The organism is Rhodococcus sp. IEGM 1406 (assembly GCF_030056745.1).
Taxonomy (GTDB): Bacteria; Actinomycetota; Actinomycetes; order Mycobacteriales; family Mycobacteriaceae; genus Rhodococcus_F; species Rhodococcus_F erythropolis.
In genome coordinates, this window is sequence record NZ_JASHKO010000003.1 from 454,456 (window position 1) to 470,625 (window position 16,170).

A 16,170-nucleotide genomic window follows, 5' to 3' on the forward strand; every position below is an offset into this window, starting at 1 on the left:
GAGGCCGAAAAGAATTGAATCACCGATTCAGTGCACGCGGGGAAGACTCACACTTCGGGGGATCGAGAAAGGCTGACTGTGCCATGAGTATCAGAACTCGATACATCCGAACTCCGTGGATCCGAAAAACGGCGAAATATTCCTTCGAGACCATCTGCTTCACCCTGGCCGTGATTGTCGCGGCCGCACTGATCGCCGCGTACAACACACAACCGCGCTCCGCGCCGACGTACACGCCGGCCTCGTTCTCGGCGAATCCTGAATCTGCAGCGCTGCCCTTCGACATTCCACCCAAGTCAGCACTGAACGGAAAGTTGGTTTTCGCTCACTACTTCCCGCCCTATCCGGTTTCGATCGACAATGCGAATCCGTCTGGCGATTACTATGCGACACAATATCTTACGGTCAACGGCGAGAACAACAAACACGTTCGCTACGGAGGATTCCTCCGCGATCGGCCGACACCGCGGCAACCCATCGCCGATACGCAGTGGCGCCAACGCGACCTCGAAAACGAAGTTCGTTCGGCAATCGCCGCGGGCATCGACGGATTCTCCGTCGACATCATCGCCAAGGCAACCGACACCAGTTGGTGGGGTTCCACCGTGCCCACCGCCCTGATCAAAGCGGCCGCAGCAGTCGATCCGAATTTCAAGATCATGCTCATGCCTGATATGAACGGCGCGTTCAAAAACATGACCGCAGCTCAAATGGCAGCAGAGATGAAACCGTATTCGACCATGGCATCATCGTTCAAATTGAACGACGGACGGCTCGTGATATCTCCATTCCTTGCCGAAAACAAGACAGCGGGCTGGTGGTCGGAGTTCATCACTCTTATGAAGAATTCTTACGGCATAAATGTGGCATTTGTTCCGGTTTTCCTCGACGCTGCAGCCAACCGGAATTCTTTTGCATCGATCAGCTACGGGATGTCGAATTGGGGTAATCGAAATCCGGCAGGAAATCCGCTCTCGGGATCGAACCCGAACTCTCCGATGGGACTTGCCGCTGCCGCTCACTCCTTGGGAAAGATATGGATGCAACCAGTCGCCTTCCAAGATGTTCGTCCAAGTCAGTCGATCTACGACGAGGCACAGAATTCACAGAATCTGCAGAACATGTGGCAGATTGCGATTGCGTCCAACAGCGAATGGGTACAGCTCGTCACCTGGAACGACTACAGCGAGGGAACGTCGTTCGCGCCCAGCGTCGGCCATGGGCGTGCGTTGCTCGACATGAGTTCCTACGGGTTGTACAGCTTCCGCACCGGCGCCTCACCCGCGATTGTTCGCGACACCGCGTATCTCATCTACCGCAATCAGTCGGTCTCCGCGGTCCCCGTCAATCGCTCTGCTGCCCCTATGACACTGCGCCAATGGTCGTCCCCCGCTCGCGATACCGTCGAAGTCCTTTCCTTCTTGACGGCGCCGGCGGTCGTCAAAGTGACGGTGGGAACCACGACAACCACCTGCAATGCCCCGGCCGGGATGAGCAGCTGCATAGCACCGTTGAAAGTAGGTTCCATCAAGGCTTCTGTCGTTCGCGGCACTACCGAGGTGTCCCGGGTGAGTTCGCACGCTGCGGTAACGGCCACCCCGTACAACCAGAATCTCGAGTACCTGGTTGATTCCAGTCGAAGATAACGGTGACGACGAAGATCGGGTGAGTCCGTCGACTCACCCGATCTTCGTTGCGCCATCGGTTTCGGCTGCAATTGGTAACTCGGGCAGCGATACCGCCCCCGTCCGCTCCACCTTCACTGCCAACGTCACAGCGGCGGCCAGTGCTGATACGCCCGCACCGATCCAGTACAAAACCGCGAACGAATGCAGGGTCGGTACAGCGCTCGCACCGATCACCACCGTTGAACTGGCCAATACCGCTGCCGCAACGGCGCTTCCGGTGGAGGTACCGACCGAACGGAGCAGGCTGTTGAATCCGTTGGCCGAGGCAGTCTGATGGATCGGCGCAGATTCGGTGATCAGAGTCGGCATGGCTGCCAGGGAAAATGCCACACCGGCCGATACCACGGCAGCGCCGATCACGATATTGACCAACGTCGGCGCCAACAGCACACGCAGGACATATCCGATTGCAATGACGATCGCACCCGACGCCAACGTAGCCTTCGCTCCCCATCGCCTCGTCACTTTGGACGACACCGGCGCCAATCCGATCATCAGGACTCCGCCCGGCATCATCGCCAGTCCGGCTTCGGCAGCCGAGAGTCCGAGACCGTCCGCCGACGCCAGGGGCAACTGAAGTTCCTGCGTTGCCGCCAACGCGCTGATGAACATGGCAAAACCGAGTAATACTGCGCAGACGTTCGAAACCAGAATCGGAGCGCGAAGGGAAGTCCGCAGATCGACCAGCGGTGCCGGCGTGTGCAGTTCCCACGGAATCCATCCACAGAGCAAGACCACGCCGGACGCGACCAGAACAAGAACCTCGGGGCTTGCCCAGCCCCATTCGGTTCCTTTCGAAACGGCCAGCAGCAGTGCAGTCATAGCGAGTGTGAGGACCGTGGCCCCCAGAAAGTCGAAGCGTCCGCGACTCTTCACCGCCGATTCCGGCACCACCAGAGGCAAGACGACTATCAGTACTACCCCGAATCCACCAGTGACCCAGAAAAGCGCGGGTAGTCCCCAGTGCGCCGAGATCACCCCAGCCATCGGCATACCGAACATGCCACCGATCCCCAACGTCGCACTCATGAGAGCTACTGCACCACTGAGCTTTTCCGGAGGAAGGACATCTCGCATGATGCTGATTCCGACGGGCAGAAGTGCCGTCGCGAACCCCTGCAACGAGCGCCCGAGGATCAGTAACCAGAAACTCTGGCTGAGCGCAGCAACCATGCAGCCGACGATCATCACGGCAAGACAGACGAGCATCATCGCGCGCTTGCCGAACATGTCGGCGAGTCTGCCGATGAGAGGGGTCGCGACGGCACCGGTCAGCAACGTCGAGGTCACCAGCCAGGAAGCGGTGGACGACGATACTCCCGATGCCGTCGCGAACGCAGGCAGGACCGGCACCACCAAGGTCTGTTGCAGCGCGACCACCACACCGCTCAGACTCAGGACGCCGACGACCCACCCGGTCCGCGCTTTCGCGCGAACAGTCTTGTCCGTCAAGCGTTCGAGCGAGCGGCTACTCCGGCGTCGACAGGAACCACGATGCCACTCATGTGGGCACTCGCGTCTGCGGCGAGGAACAGGACTACTCGCGTGATCTCGAAGGGATCCAGCCAACCGACCGGCTGCGCATGCAGAGTCGCGTACACGGGTTCGACGTCGTCTGCCGTCGGCGATTCGAGGTCAGGCCGCATCATTGCGTACATCATGTCGTTGTGAATCATCGGCGTCGAGATATTCCCCGGCGCAATAGCATTCACGGTCACACCCGAGTTGGCCAGTTCGAGCGACACACTCTTCGTCAAACCGATGACGCCCCATTTGGAGGCGCCGTACGCCGCCATCTGGGTGCCACCGGATCGACCCATCATCGAGGAAATCGTGATGATGCGACCGTAACCACGTTCCGCCATTCCACCTGACACGGCCGCAACGGTGTTGAACACACCGGTCAGGTTCGACGAGATGACTTCGTTCCACTGTGCCGACGTCATCGACGTGATCGGAGCGGGCACGGACACACCGGCATTCGCGACGGCGATGTCGACACGGCCGAACTCGGCTTCAGCGCGGGCAACGAGCGCGTCCATTGCTTCGCGATCAGCAGTGTCTGCCTTGACGGCAATGCACCGACGACCGGTGGCTTCCACCAAACGAACGGTTTCCTTCAGATCCTCCTCGTTTGCGAGGGGGTAGGCGACGACATCACTGTTCTCGCACCGGTCGCAGATCACGATGTCCGCGCCACGCTCCGCGAATGCGACAGCGTGGGCGCGCCCCTGACCGCGTGCGGCGCCGGTGATCAGTGCAACTTTTCCTTCGAAGCTGCCTTCGAGGCTGTTCATGCCGTCTCCTAGTTCGTCGTATGCAAGCGTGCGCTGTACTGCATGCGTACTCCGAACCCGCCCGAAAGAAACAGTCGATCCCGGACAGCGGGAATCCAGCCGATCACTGGTAAACGGCGGTCTCGAATTCCAGGTATCCGTTGATGGATCCAGCGTCCGCGAACGGCAGAATCTGCGTTGCCCAGAACCCGCCGACGCCGGTCTGCCGGTCGATCCAGTAATAGAGGTTGGCAAGACCCGCCCAAGCCAGCGATCCAGCCGGCCTACCGGTGGGTGCCACCTCTTCATTTGTCATGAAGGAGTATGCCCATCCCTTGGGTACACCGGGGAAGAATTCCGCATCGTTGGACAGCGTCGGGAGAACTCCGGGCAACAACCCCACGTGCTGGCCTTCGAGCCCGTTCTGAACGGCTGCAGCTACCGTCTCCGGCGACAACACGCGACCGGATGTGCCCGCGCCGTCGTTGAGCCACATACGAATGAACTTCATGTAGTCGCCGACAGTGCCGTGCAAACCGTGACCACCCATGTGCACCTCGGGTTCGGCCGGAAGCTCGAATCCGATGAGCGGAGTGAGGCTTCCGTCGCTCTCACGCTGATGGATCGGCGCAAGTCGATCCTTCATCGACGGGCTCATCGTGAATGCCGTATCGGCCATCTCGAGAGGTTCGAAGATGCGCTGACGCATGACATCGCCGAGTCGCTGACCTCGAATCGACTCGACGACCTGTCCGGCCCAGTCGATGTTGGTGCCGTACTCCCATTTCTCACCCGGGTCGAAGAGCAGCGGTGTCGTGAGCGCCGCTTTGCTACACGTGATCACGCTGGGCTGCCCATGTTCCTGTGAGAGCCGGTTGTACGACTCGTTGAAGAAGTCGTAGCCGAACCCTGCAGTGTGAAGGAGCAGCATGCGAGTGGTGATGTCACGCTTGGGTTCTCGAAGAACGGGGTTTCCGCCGGCCTCGAAACCGTCCAGGACCTTCAGCTCACCGATGTCGGGAACATAGGTCGCTGCTGGTGCATCGAGATCGAGCAACCCCTCCTCCACGCATTGCAGGACAGCGGTACCGGTGATCGCCTTGGTGGTGGAGAAGAGCGCAAAGGTTGTATCGAGGGTCATCGGAACGCCGGAACCGAGAGTCCGCTCGCCCGCAGCACCCTCGTAGATGTTGCCTTCTCGATCCGTAATCATCGCGACCACACCCGGGACGCGATCAGCCCCCTGAGTTGCTCGCGCCAGCACGTCGTCGAGGCGCTGCTTCGAAAGGGGCTTCCGCGCAATATCTTCGATCGTCACTGCATTTCTCCATCCGACTTGCAACTTGTCTTGTCGAACAGAATGTAACGGCGATCACACACCCGGCTCTGCCTCGAAACGGCAGGAAAACTGTCTCGTTTCGGCAGAACCGGGCAGAGTCTGGAGTCAGCTCTGGGGCGCTCCGATATTCACCAGCCAGGAAATGCCGAATTTGTCTGTACAGGCGCCGAATTCGTCGCCCCACATCTGCTTCTCGAGCGGAACGCTGACGGTACCCGTTCCCGACAGTTGCTCCCAGTACCCGCGCAGCACATCGCCGTCGTCGCCGCTGAGGCTGACCGTGATGTTGTCGCCGGGGTTGTACGGCATGCCGGGCGGAGTGTCGGCACCCATCAGGGTGTATCCCTGATCGGTCTCGAGCATTCCGTGCATGATCTTGTCCCCGCCTTCGCCGGGATTGCCGAATTCACCGAACGTGCTCAGCGCCAGCGTGCCACCGAAAATGCCCTTGTAGAACTCCAACGCTTCACGCGCGTTACCGTTGAAACTGATGTACGGATTGAGTCGAGTTGCCATGACGTACTCCTAGCTCGGGGGGATTGCTGTCACGTTCGATTTCAATCCTTGCAGAACGCTCCGACACGAAACAACGGATCATCGCAGTTCATCGAGTGCGTAAACCGATCGTCATGACCGTTCAAACAACTGCCCTCAGAGTGGGTTCCGAGTCTCGGAAGGCAACTCTCCGAACCGTTTCCGGTAGGCGGCCGCAAACATGCCCAGATTGACGTAGCCCCAGGCGTTTGCGATTTCGGAGACGGTTCTCCCATCGGAACGCAACAATTCGCTGCGTACCCCCTCCAGTCGACGCGCGCGCAATCGTTGCCCCGGCGTGGTGTCTCGGTACCGTCGAAATCCCGCAGTGAGCGCCCGGACACTGACGCCCACCGCAGCCGCGATCTCGGACGCCGTCGGCACCGAGCGCGCGAAGGTATCGATGTACTCCTCCGCCGATCGCACGTATGCCGGTTCGGCGGAGGCGACGTCGGCGCCGAGTTGCAACCCGGCCTGCGTCGCCCACTCGTCGAGAAGCTGAGCCGTGATGAGTTCTTGAACCCTGGCGCCCAGCCTTTCACTCGACATCGCGTCAGGCGACTCTGCAATCGCGCGAACGACGTAGTCCATCAATGCGAGCCAACTCGAGCCACGCCCGCCGATGGTGCACTTGTGCCGCCACAGACGATCGTCGGGAACCGCCCCGTACCACTGCTGGGCGTGGTCGGCGACAAGCTGATGCGGCACAGTGAGATTCAGCTGCAGATGATCCTCGTCGAATTCGACGAAATAGTCGGTCCGACTACAGTCGGCGACAAAAGTCTCCCCCACGGCAGTATTTGCCGCAGCTCCCCGGCCAAGGGCATGTCGGCCGTTGCCTCTGATCGTCGTCAGAACCAGAATGTTTCCGGCCTCAGGAGAACATTCACCGACAGAGACCGGAATGCCGTAGCAGAATCGGGTGACGTCGATCTTGCCCACCGCTGCCGAGTACATGTCCGAAGCCGGCTTCAACCGACTTCCTATCGGCGTGACCGTATACGGCATGTAGATGTTGTCGGACCATTCCTTGATGCGGTCCCAGTCCCGAGAAAAGGCCTGGTGATGCTGCATGGTGGGCCGGCCGGCCGCGTCGATGAGCAAGGCATCCTCGAACATGGTTCGAGTATCGCACCAGGGCCCGGGAAGGTCACGAAAGTGAGCCGACGCGGTCTATGGCTGTACGGCGGCAGATCGTGTTGCAGCAAAAAGCAGCGAATCCACCGCGGTCCCCCGGATCACCATGTGTGCCCTCATCAGCCCCTCCTCCACCATTCCGATTTTGGTGAGCACCGACGCCGACGCCGAGTTCTCCGGACGACACGTTGCCTGCACGCGCTGTGCTCCAAGGCGAGCGAAGGCGAGTCCCAGGACCGCGCTCCCTGCCTCGGATGCGTAACCTCGTCCTTGGGACTTCGGGTTCACGACAAAACCGAGTTCCGCCCGCCGGTGCGCGGCGGATACTTCCCACACAGCTACGGAACCGATGACCGTTCCATCAGCCTTCGACGTGATGGCCAGGGTGAACGTGCGACGTTCGACGAGCTCAGCTTCGAGTGCCGCGTCAGCCAGGAATGCCCTGGTCACCGCGGGGGTGTTCGGCCCCCAATCAACATATCTACAGACGGCAGGGTCGGACGCGTACTGATGGACGGCATCTTCATCCGCGGCAGTGAAATCTCGAAGAACAAGGCGTTCCGTAGTCAACGTGAACATCCAGCGATCCTAGAGCGAGCCCAAAAGCACCTGTTGACTCGAACGCGTGTTCGAGTATGATTTGGGGAGGGGATCGGGGGATTCAATGAGTGTTCTTCTGTCGGACGTGGTGTCGGGTTCTGCGGTGGGGTTGCGCGGACGTCTGTGGCAGTTGTCTGCTTCTGAGTTGCGTGCTGCTGCTATTGAGGCGAGTGCGGAGATTCTTCGTCTCGAGGCTGTTCGGGTGGCGGTGGTGGACGAGTTGTCGATGCGCCGGGATGATCAGGTGATTGCCAGCCGCGGGGTGGGTTGCTGGTTGGCGGCAAACACGATGCTGCAAATCCGGGACGGGAAGAAGATCGCCGCCCTCGGTGCAGCGCTACGCCCGTTTCCGGCAGTGGCGGCCCGATTCGATGACGGGGACTGCTCGTTCGATCATGCCGTGTTGATCGTGGCGTTCTGCGAATCACCACCAAAGGACATGCCTGACGAAGCGCTACCGAAGTGCATCGATTTGTTGTTGGCTGCCGCTTCCGGAGTGGAGGCGACGACCACGAAGGTGCGGAGTGTTATCGCGACCTTGGAGCGCATTTTCGAATCGGATGAGATTCCGCCCGCCGAAGATGTGGATCGGAACGAGTTGCGGATCGCGTCGACGTTGAATGGTCGGGTGGTGGTGCGCGGAGATTTCGATGCCCTCACCGGGGAAATGTTGTTGTCGGCGTTGTCGAATCTGACGATGCCCACCCCGGCACCCGATGGAACCCCGGACGCCCGGTCGGCAGCGAAGCGGACCGCGGACGGGTTCACCGAACTGATCCGCCGGTATCTGGACTGCGCGAAGACCGGTAACGATGGTGGCCAGCGTCCGCACGTGAACGTGCACATCAACGCCCGCGACCTCGCTGAGCATCGGGACTGCGCAGCCGCACCCGCTACTTCTGGTAGTGGAGTGGCTGTGTCGGATCTTGATGTCGGGCACATGCCCTGGCTGGGGCCACTGTCCGTCTCGCAGACCAGACTCCTCGGCTGCGATTGTTTCCTCTCCACCGTACTGCTCGACGACCGCGGGGCGCCGCTCGATGCGAAACCCGGAAAGCGATTAGTGTCCGCCGAACAGCGAGTGGCGCTGATCGCCCGAGACAAAGGCTGCGCCTTCCCCGGCTGCACATGTGTGCCCGCGTGGACCGATGCACACCACATCCGGCACTGGGCCAACGGCGGCCCGACCGTGATGAACAACCTTGTCCTACTGTGCCGTTCACATCACCGGCTGATGCACCGGAAATCGGGTTTCGTCGGAAAATGGGAAATCCGGATCGGTGTCGACAACAAACCCTGGTTCATCCCGCCGACCTCGATCGACGCCGGCCAGCACCCACGGCCCGCGAACACCACCTTCAAAACCTGAGGTAGTACTCCTCAGGCACAACAGAACACGGCCCAGCACCGCATCGAAGGAGACCTCGATGCGGTGCCAACAGGCCATGACGCTTGATGAAGCTGTGCTCACAACGATCAGCGAGTCAGCACAAGCCCTGATGTCGGAACGCCCGTTCCTGCAGTCACCAGTACATTCTCGACGGAGTCGACCTGGTTGACCGAAGTACCGCGGATCTGCCGAACTCCCTCGGCAATACCGTTCATCCCGTGGATGTATGCCTCGCCGAGCTGTCCACCATGGGTGTTGATCGGAAGCTTGCCTCCGAGTTCGATTGCGCCACCGGCGATGAAGTCCTTGGCCTCTCCCCTACCGCAGAAACCGAGTTCCTCGAGCTGCATCAGAACATAGGGCGTGAAGTGGTCGTAGAAGATCGCCGTCTGCATGTCTGACGGGCGCAGCCCACTTTGTGACCAGAGTTGATCGCCGACAAGGCCCATCTCCGGTAGGCCGGTCAAACCGTCGCGGTAATAGCTGGTCATGATGTATTGATCTGCCCCGCTGCCCTGTGCGGCGGCAGCGATAACGGCAGGGGTGTTCTTCAGATCTTTGGCTCGTTCTGGCGAGGTGACGACGATGGCGATGCCGCCGTCGGATTCCTGGCAGCAATCGAGGAGATGCAAAGGTTCAGCGATGAATCGCGAGTTCTGATGGTCCTCGAGGGTGATCGGTTTTCCGTAGAAGAACGCCTTCGGATTGGTGGCTGCATGCTTACGGTCCGCGACGGCGATTCGACCGAAGTCCTCGCTGGACGCTCCGTATACGTGCATGTATCGCTGCGCGACCATCGCGACAAACGATGCGGGAGTACCCAATCCGTGAGGATAGGAAAAGGCGTTGTCCGTTCCCGACGAATTGACCTGAGCAACAAGGCCGGAGTTCACCTGCCCGAAACGCGCACCGGATCGCTCGTTGAACGCGCGGTAAGCGACGACGACGTCTGCGACGCCAGTGGCGACCGCCATGGCCGCCTGCTGAATCGTCGCCGCAGCGGCACCGCCACCGTAGTGAATACGACTGAAGAACTTGAGGTTCGGGATACCCACCGAACGAGCCACTGCCACTTCGGTGTTGGTGTCCATGGTGAACGAGGTAAGACCGTCGACGTCGGCGGGTGTCAGACCGGCGTCGTCCAACGCGGCTTGAACAGCCTCGGCGGCCAGTCGCAATTCGCTGCGACCGGAGTCCTTCGAGAAATCCGTGGCTCCGATTCCGACGATCGCAGCCTTGCCGGACAATGCGCTCATTCAATGTCTCCGTTTTCAATGTCTCCATTCGAGCCCGACGCCGGAAATGCCAGTGTGACCTGCGCAGTGATGTGATCTCCCAGACTGTTCTTGCCGACCACCGCGAGCGAAACGAGATCCTCGTCGTAGGAGGTCACCGTGCCGGAGAGCGTCAAAGTGTCGTATGCGTACCAGGGGACCCCGAGGCGGAGCTTGATCGAGGTAAGTACTGCCCGCGGTCCTGCCCAGTCGGTCACGAATCGCTGCACCAGGCCGGTGTCCGTGAGGATGTTGACAAAAATGTCTTTCGAGCCGCGTCTCTGTGCGAGATCGCGGTCGTGGTGAACATCTTGAAAGTCGCGGGTAGCTAGTGCTGCCGAGACCACAAACGTGGGGTCGCCGTAAATCGAGAGCTGCGGAAGAACTTCTCCCACAGTGATATCCGTCGTCAAAGTCATCGTCACTCCTTCCCCGCAGAAACCGCAGGAACCGCCGAAACCGCAGAAGCCCCAACCGGCTGCCAGGCGTACAAAGTCCAGGGAGTTCCCCCGGTCTCGTCGTCTCCGGGGAAGTCGAGGTAGATCGCCTCCACCTCCATTCCGATCGACACACTCGAGGGATCGACGCCGCGCAATTCGCCGAGCATCCGCACACCCTCAGGCAGTTCGACCAGGGCAACGACGAACGGCAACGACCGACCAGGAACCTTGGGCGCGTGGTGAACGACGAAACTGAAGACCGTTCCCCGCCCTGACGCGACCACGTAGTCGGTCTGCTCCGACTTGTCCTTCCAGATCGCGGGCACGGGTGGGTGCTGCACCGAACCATCCGCACGCAGTTGAATACGCAACTCGTGTGCGGCGACACCGTCCCAGAAGAACTGTGTGTCTAGAGACGCCGTCGGGCGCAGCATCCGAGATGCGTCCAGGTCCGCAGGCACGTCAGTGGAGGGACGCTCACTTACCGGCGGCGCGAACTTCAAGATCCGGAACATCATCTCCGAGACCAGTTCTTCGCCGACCCGCCAGAAGCTACGGGTAGTGAAGAACCACCCTTCACCAAGACCTGTCTTCTTCGGTCCCACTACGTCTTCCAACACCGAGGAGATGGTGACTTCTTCACCCGGCTTCAAATAGCGGTGGTAGATCTGATCGCAGTTGGTCGCGACGACGGACGTGAATCCGGCCTCGTCGAGAATGTCCGTCATCCGGCCCAACGGATCGTCGGCTTCTCGAATTGCCCCCAGACCGCGCATCGTCCATACCTGCGCCATCGCCGGCGGCGCGACTATTCCGTCGTGTCCGGCGGCGCGGGCGGCCGATTCGTCGACGTAGATCGGGTTCTCGTCACCGATCGCCTCGACCCAGTTGCGGATCATCGGCAAGTTCACGGGGTCCCGGCCGGCGCGAGGAGCGCTTGGCCCGTCCTCTCGAACCCGCTCGGCAGCAGTGAGAATGGGATCTGACACGATTTGTTTCCTATCTCGGAACGCGGGGAAGCTTCAGGCCGGCGGTGGCGATCAATTCGCGCATCACCTCGTTGACTCCACCGCCGAAGGTGATCACCAGGTTGCGCTTGATCTGCATGTCCAGCCACTCCATGAGATCAGCCGTTTCGGGATCGATCGGATTTCCGTACCGTCCGACGATCTCTTCCGCGAGTCGACCGACTCGCTGGATGCGTTCGGTCGCAAATACTTTGGTTGCCGAAGCGTCGGCAATGTCCACCGACTCCGAATCACTCGATGCCACTTGCCAGTTGAGCAGTTCGTTGAGGCGATACGTCGCGTGAATCTCGCCGAGCGCGCGTCGTACGTCAACGTGATCAAGCAGGTTTTCACGCTTGGCCCAATCGAAGACGTGGTCGTAAATCCCTGCGACGCGACCTGCCGGCCCGAGCATGACGCGTTCGTGGTTGAGCTGCGTCGTGATCAGGCGCCAACCCTGATTCTCTTCACCCACAAGCATGTTCGCCGGAACGCGAACGTCCTCGTAGTAGGTGGCATTGACGTGATGCGCACCGTCGCAAGTGATGATTGGTGTCCAGGTGTAGCCGGGATCTTTGGTGTCCATGATCAGGATGGAGATGCCGCGGTGCCGCGAATCGGCAGACCCGGTTCGCACGGCGAGCCACACGTAATCGGCGTCATGCCCGCCGGTGGTGAAAATCTTCTGACCGTTGACGACGTACTCGTCACCGTTTCGTGTCGCCGAAGTACGCAGGGCTGCAAGGTCGGTGCCGGCTTCCGGTTCGGTGTAGCCGATCGCGAAGTGCACTTCACCGGCGAGGATCGCGGGCAGGAATTTCTGCTTCTGCTCCTCGCTGCCGTACTTCTGCAGAGTCGGACCGACGGTCTGCAACGTCACCGAAGGCAGTGGGACATCCGCCCGCACAGCCTCGTTGACAAAAATCTGCTGCTCGACTTCACCGAACCCACGTCCGCCGTACTCCACCGGCCAGCCGACGCCGAGCCAACCGTCCTTGCCCATACGACGGATGACCTCACGATAGGTAGGGCCATGCCGCTCCACACGCATGATCTTGGCCTCCTCGGGCGAGATCAGCGTCGAGAAGTAGCGTCGAAGTTCAGCTTGCAATGCGCGCTGACTGTCGGTCAGATCGATGAACACCGGGCCCCCACGAGGTCGAGTCGCTGCGAAGCGCCGCCGAGCAGGCGCGCCAAGTCTTTTGCAGTCGAGTAGTAACGATGAAGCGGATACGTGACGTCGACGCCCAGACCGCCGTGCAGGTGGTGAAGCACCTGCATTGTGGCGGGTACTTCCTGGGCGATCCAGTACGCCATGACGTCGAGGTCCGACTGGGCATCCAGGCCCTCCGACACGCGCCAGGACGCCGACAACGCCGCGACGTGAAGAGTCCGCGAGGTGACATAGGCGTCGGCGATCTGCTGTGAGACCGCCTGGAACGTGGCGAGCGGCTTGCCGAATTGCTCGCGTGAGCCGACATGTGCCGCAGTGAGATCGACGGCACCGGACACCAAACCGTCTGCAACGGCTCCGATACTCGCCGTAGCGATCCGGTACAGCGTCTGGACGGCTTCCTCGCCGGCACCGAGAAGTTCACCGACTGCCTCGTCCATGGTGACTGCGAACTCCGGACTGCCGGACGCACTGGGTGTCGGCGTCAATGCGACGCCGGCGGCGGTCGGATCGACAAGAACGACTCCGGCGTCGGTGGGCACAAGAATTCTGTGTGCACTCGCCGCGAAAGGCACGGCAAGCACCGTCCCGCTGACGCGATACCAGTCGCCCGACTGATGGGCGGTGGTCGACGGCTGCGCCGGGAACTGCTGACCCGGCTCACCGAGCGCCGCGGTGAACACCCGTCCGGCAATGACTCCGGTGAGCAATTCGTCCTGCTGAGCGTCGGTCCCCAGAGCGACTATGGGGAGTACGCCGAAGCCGAGGGTTGCGAGAGCCGGAATGGGAGCGGCGGCTCGGCCGACCTCGACGAGAAGAGAGCCGACGTCGGTGACCGAGAGCCCCTCGCCGCCCAGACGCTCGGGCAGTGCCAACGTGAGCAGGTCGGCTTCGGCGAATGCCGCCCAGAGCGCGTCCGGCTCCAGTTCGCGGGCAAGGAGCGCGGTAGCCACCTCGGCTACCGCTTCCTGGGTTTCATCGGGAGTGAAGTCCACGCTGGCAATCCTGTCTCTGATGTAGAACGTGTTCTAGTTGTATCACCAACGTGGACATTTCTAAAGGCCTCTACTCACGCCGTCTAATCACGGGGCAGGCCCAGAATTCTCTCCGCGGCGACGGTCAACAGAATCTGCGTGGTTCCGCCGGCAATCGACAGGCATCGCGTGTTGAGGAACTCACGCGAGAGCGGACCCTCCACCCATCCGGCTGGGCCACCCAATTCCATGGCGAACTCTGCGACATTCTGACGCTGGCGCACGCCCACCAGCTTGCGGACGCTCGACGCCGGGCCCGGATCCTGACCATCCAATTGCCGCAGTGTCGTGCGCAATTCCAGCAACGAGCCCACCATGGCGGTTCCGATCAGCCCACCGAGCTTGTCTGCAACCACAGGATCGGGATCGCCCGCCAGCTCGAGCAATTCCTCCATCGCACCGCCGAGCGAAGAGCCCCCGCTCATCGCGACTCGCTCGTTGGCGAGGGTCGTTCGGGCCAGTTTCCAGCCTCCGCCGAGCTGGCCGACGACGCAGTCGTCCGGCACGAAGACGTCGTCGAGGAAGACTTCGTTGAACAGAGCATCGCCGGTGATCTCACGCAGCGGCGAGATCCGAATCCCGGCCGTCTTCATGTCGAGAAGGAAGTACGTGATGCCCTTGTGCTTGGGAACCTCGCGATCGGTTCTGGCGAGGCAGATGGCCCAGTCAGCTTCACGCGCAAGCGAAGTCCAGACTTTCTGGCCGTTCAGCTTCCAACCGCCGTCGACCTTCTCCGCGGTCGTACGCAGCGCGGCAAGATCCGAACCTGCGCCAGGTTCACTGAAGAGCTGACACCAGGTGATCTCACCCTTGAGCGTCGGTGTCGCAAATCTTTCGATCTGCTCCGCACTGCCGTGCTCGAGGATGGTGGGAACTGCCCACCACCCGATCACGAGATCGGGCCGGCCGATACCGACGGCCGCCAACTCTTCCTCGATCAAAATCTGTTGCGCGGCCTTGGCGCCCCGGCCGTACGGCTTCGGCCAGTGCGGCGCAAGGTAGCCCGATTCGGCCAAAGCGTTGCGCTGTTCGGATTCGGGCAGCGCCACCAATTGCGCTACCTCTTCGCGAATGTCGGACCGGTCGGATTCCAGCTCACTCAAGTCGATCTGAAGGTGACGCCGTGCACCGCCGATCGTCAATTCAGCGACCCGTGCGCGCCAGCGGGACGATCCGCCCAGAATCTGCCGGAGCGACAGTGCTCGGCGAAGGTAGAAGTGCGCCTCGTGCTCCCAGGTGAATCCGATGCCGCCGAGCACTTGAATGCAGTCTTTCGCCGTGTCGACAGCGGCGTCCAGAGACACCGCGGCCGCCACCGCCGCCGCGATCGGAAGTTCGTCGCCCGACTCGGCAGCGACCGCACCGTCCCAGGCGACAGCTCCGGCGTTTTCCACTCGGCACAGCATTTCGGCACAGATATGTTTGATCGCCTGGAACGAACCGATGGGCTTTCCGAATTGTTCGCGAATCTTCGCGTACTCCACCGCAGTACGCAGACTCCACGCCGCAATTCCGGCAGCTTCGGCAGCCCCAAGTACCGCCGCTAGATCGGAAACCGATCCTGGCGCAATGTCATCGAGGATTCGGTCGGCGTCGACCGTCACTCGGTCGAAGGAGACTCGCGCCAGTGGTCGCGACTTGTCGATCGTGTCGACCGCTTCGTAGGTCACACCTTCGCTGTCTCCGTCGACGAGAGCCCAGACGACACGCGAGCCTTCACCTTCGGACACCACGCATGCCGACACGAGGACCGATACGCCCGAGTCTCCACCCCAGGCGTAACCTCCTTCGCCATGAAGCTCGATGCCGCCGGACGCATTCGCCGTTGCCGCAACTGGACTTTCGTCCAATACGACGGCACACGGCAACGCGCCGTCGGCGAACATTTCGGACCAGCGTTTGGCAGCGGGCGACGAACTACGCCCAACCACCAGAGCTGCGAGCGCAGTCGTGAGAACAGGACCCGGCACGAGTTCGATTGCCGCCTGCTCGAGCATTGCTGCGAGATCGACGATTTCGGCTCCGGCTCCGCCTACCGATTCAGGAACGGCGACGGAAAATATCCCGAGAGACGCGAACTCGGACCATTTCTCCCGCCACGAAACTGCTGGTCCACGGCGTACCATGTCCATCGGCGTGGCCGAGCGAGCCCAGGCCTCTATCGATTCCTGGACCGCCCGCTGTTCATCGGTCGTGGCGATTGTCACAACTGGTTCCCGCCTCTCGATAAGTGACACAATTGTTTAGAACGTGTTCTAATATGACACCTGGCCAAGA

Annotated in this window: 14 protein-coding genes; 2 read left to right on the top strand and 12 right to left on the bottom strand. The window is 61.1% G+C overall.

The genetic code is table 11. The features are described 5' to 3' along the window. Positions 1-83: 83 nt before the first annotated feature. On the top strand, positions 84-1,646 hold the full coding sequence (locus tag QM596_RS17785; RefSeq protein WP_021332377.1) for a glycoside hydrolase family 71 protein: 1,563 nt from the start codon (positions 84-86) through the stop codon (positions 1,644-1,646). 33 nt (positions 1,647-1,679) lie between these two features. Here the strand turns inward: QM596_RS17785 and QM596_RS17790 are convergent, their stop codons facing one another. The 6 genes from QM596_RS17790 to QM596_RS17815 all read right to left on the bottom strand — a co-directional run bounded on the left by QM596_RS17790 (position 1,680) and on the right by QM596_RS17815 (position 7,553). After that, positions 1,680-3,140 carry an MFS transporter gene (locus tag QM596_RS17790; protein ID WP_070385802.1) on the bottom strand — a complete coding sequence of 487 codons (1,461 nt, stop codon included), beginning with the start codon at positions 3,138-3,140 and terminating at the stop codon, positions 1,680-1,682. Further along, positions 3,137-3,985 (bottom strand): mycofactocin-coupled SDR family oxidoreductase, encoded by an 849-nt coding sequence (locus tag QM596_RS17795; RefSeq protein WP_019746862.1) that lies wholly within the window; start codon positions 3,983-3,985, stop codon positions 3,137-3,139. The genes QM596_RS17790 and QM596_RS17795 overlap by 4 nt, the downstream gene beginning before the upstream one ends. Positions 3,986-4,088: 103 nt before the next feature. Beyond that, the gene (gene acmB / locus QM596_RS17800) at positions 4,089-5,282 is read right to left on the bottom strand and encodes a methyl acetate hydrolase AcmB (RefSeq protein WP_372588530.1); all 1,194 of its coding nucleotides are present in this window, start codon (positions 5,280-5,282) and stop codon (positions 4,089-4,091) included. A gap of 126 nt (positions 5,283-5,408) precedes the next feature. Continuing rightward, complete coding sequence (locus QM596_RS17805) at positions 5,409-5,819, bottom strand: VOC family protein (protein ID WP_003945857.1); 411 nt, start codon at positions 5,817-5,819, stop codon at positions 5,409-5,411. Between the two features lie 135 nt (positions 5,820-5,954). Then, positions 5,955-6,956 (bottom strand): AraC family transcriptional regulator, encoded by a 1,002-nt coding sequence (locus QM596_RS17810; RefSeq protein WP_019746859.1) that lies wholly within the window; start codon positions 6,954-6,956, stop codon positions 5,955-5,957. A 54-nt stretch (positions 6,957-7,010) separates the two neighbouring features. Then, positions 7,011-7,553 (bottom strand): GNAT family N-acetyltransferase, encoded by a 543-nt coding sequence (locus QM596_RS17815; protein WP_133727719.1) that lies wholly within the window; start codon positions 7,551-7,553, stop codon positions 7,011-7,013. Between the two features lie 85 nt (positions 7,554-7,638). On the opposite strand from QM596_RS17815, the gene QM596_RS17820 reads away from it, so the two are divergent. After that, the gene (locus QM596_RS17820) at positions 7,639-8,943 is read left to right on the top strand and encodes an HNH endonuclease signature motif containing protein (protein ID WP_283309576.1); all 1,305 of its coding nucleotides are present in this window, start codon (positions 7,639-7,641) and stop codon (positions 8,941-8,943) included. Positions 8,944-9,050: 107 nt separating this feature from the next. Here the strand turns inward: QM596_RS17820 and QM596_RS17825 are convergent, their stop codons facing one another. The 6 genes from QM596_RS17825 to QM596_RS17850 form a co-directional block, all read right to left on the bottom strand. Next, positions 9,051-10,220, bottom strand: coding sequence for a lipid-transfer protein (locus tag QM596_RS17825; protein WP_019746856.1), 1,170 nt, complete (start codon positions 10,218-10,220; stop codon positions 9,051-9,053). Beyond that, positions 10,217-10,657: a MaoC family dehydratase gene (locus QM596_RS17830; RefSeq protein ID WP_283309577.1), complete on the bottom strand. Its 441-nt coding sequence runs from the start codon at positions 10,655-10,657 to the stop codon at positions 10,217-10,219. Before QM596_RS17830 ends, QM596_RS17825 begins: the two co-directional genes overlap by 4 nt. A gap of 2 nt (positions 10,658-10,659) precedes the next feature. After that, positions 10,660-11,667: a bifunctional MaoC family dehydratase N-terminal/OB-fold nucleic acid binding domain-containing protein gene (locus QM596_RS17835; RefSeq protein ID WP_021342830.1), complete on the bottom strand. Its 1,008-nt coding sequence runs from the start codon at positions 11,665-11,667 to the stop codon at positions 10,660-10,662. Positions 11,668-11,677: 10 nt separating this feature from the next. Further along, positions 11,678-12,829, bottom strand: coding sequence for an acyl-CoA dehydrogenase family protein (locus QM596_RS17840; protein WP_020968402.1), 1,152 nt, complete (start codon positions 12,827-12,829; stop codon positions 11,678-11,680). Beyond that, positions 12,814-13,854, bottom strand: a complete 1,041-nt coding sequence (locus QM596_RS17845; protein ID WP_283309578.1) for an acyl-CoA dehydrogenase family protein — start codon at positions 13,852-13,854, stop codon at positions 12,814-12,816. Before QM596_RS17845 ends, QM596_RS17840 begins: the two co-directional genes overlap by 16 nt. Positions 13,855-13,937: 83 nt before the next feature. After that, the gene (locus QM596_RS17850; protein ID WP_283309579.1) at positions 13,938-16,100 is read right to left on the bottom strand and encodes an acyl-CoA dehydrogenase family protein; all 2,163 of its coding nucleotides are present in this window, start codon (positions 16,098-16,100) and stop codon (positions 13,938-13,940) included. Positions 16,101-16,170: the final 70 nt, after the last annotated feature.

Coding starts and splice junctions, on each gene's coding strand:
- QM596_RS17785 (WP_021332377.1), top strand. CDS start 84: ATGAGTATCAGAACTCGATACATCCGAACTCCGTGGATCCGAAAAACG.
- QM596_RS17795 (WP_019746862.1), bottom strand. CDS start 3,985: ATGAACAGCCTCGAAGGCAGCTTCGAAGGAAAAGTTGCACTGATCACC.
- QM596_RS17805 (WP_003945857.1), bottom strand. CDS start 5,819: ATGGCAACTCGACTCAATCCGTACATCAGTTTCAACGGTAACGCGCGT.
- QM596_RS17810 (WP_019746859.1), bottom strand. CDS start 6,956: ATGTTCGAGGATGCCTTGCTCATCGACGCGGCCGGCCGGCCCACCATG.
- QM596_RS17815 (WP_133727719.1), bottom strand. CDS start 7,553: ATGTTCACGTTGACTACGGAACGCCTTGTTCTTCGAGATTTCACTGCC.
- QM596_RS17820 (WP_283309576.1), top strand. CDS start 7,639: ATGAGTGTTCTTCTGTCGGACGTGGTGTCGGGTTCTGCGGTGGGGTTG.
- QM596_RS17825 (WP_019746856.1), bottom strand. CDS start 10,220: ATGAGCGCATTGTCCGGCAAGGCTGCGATCGTCGGAATCGGAGCCACG.
- QM596_RS17830 (WP_283309577.1), bottom strand. CDS start 10,657: ATGACTTTGACGACGGATATCACTGTGGGAGAAGTTCTTCCGCAGCTC.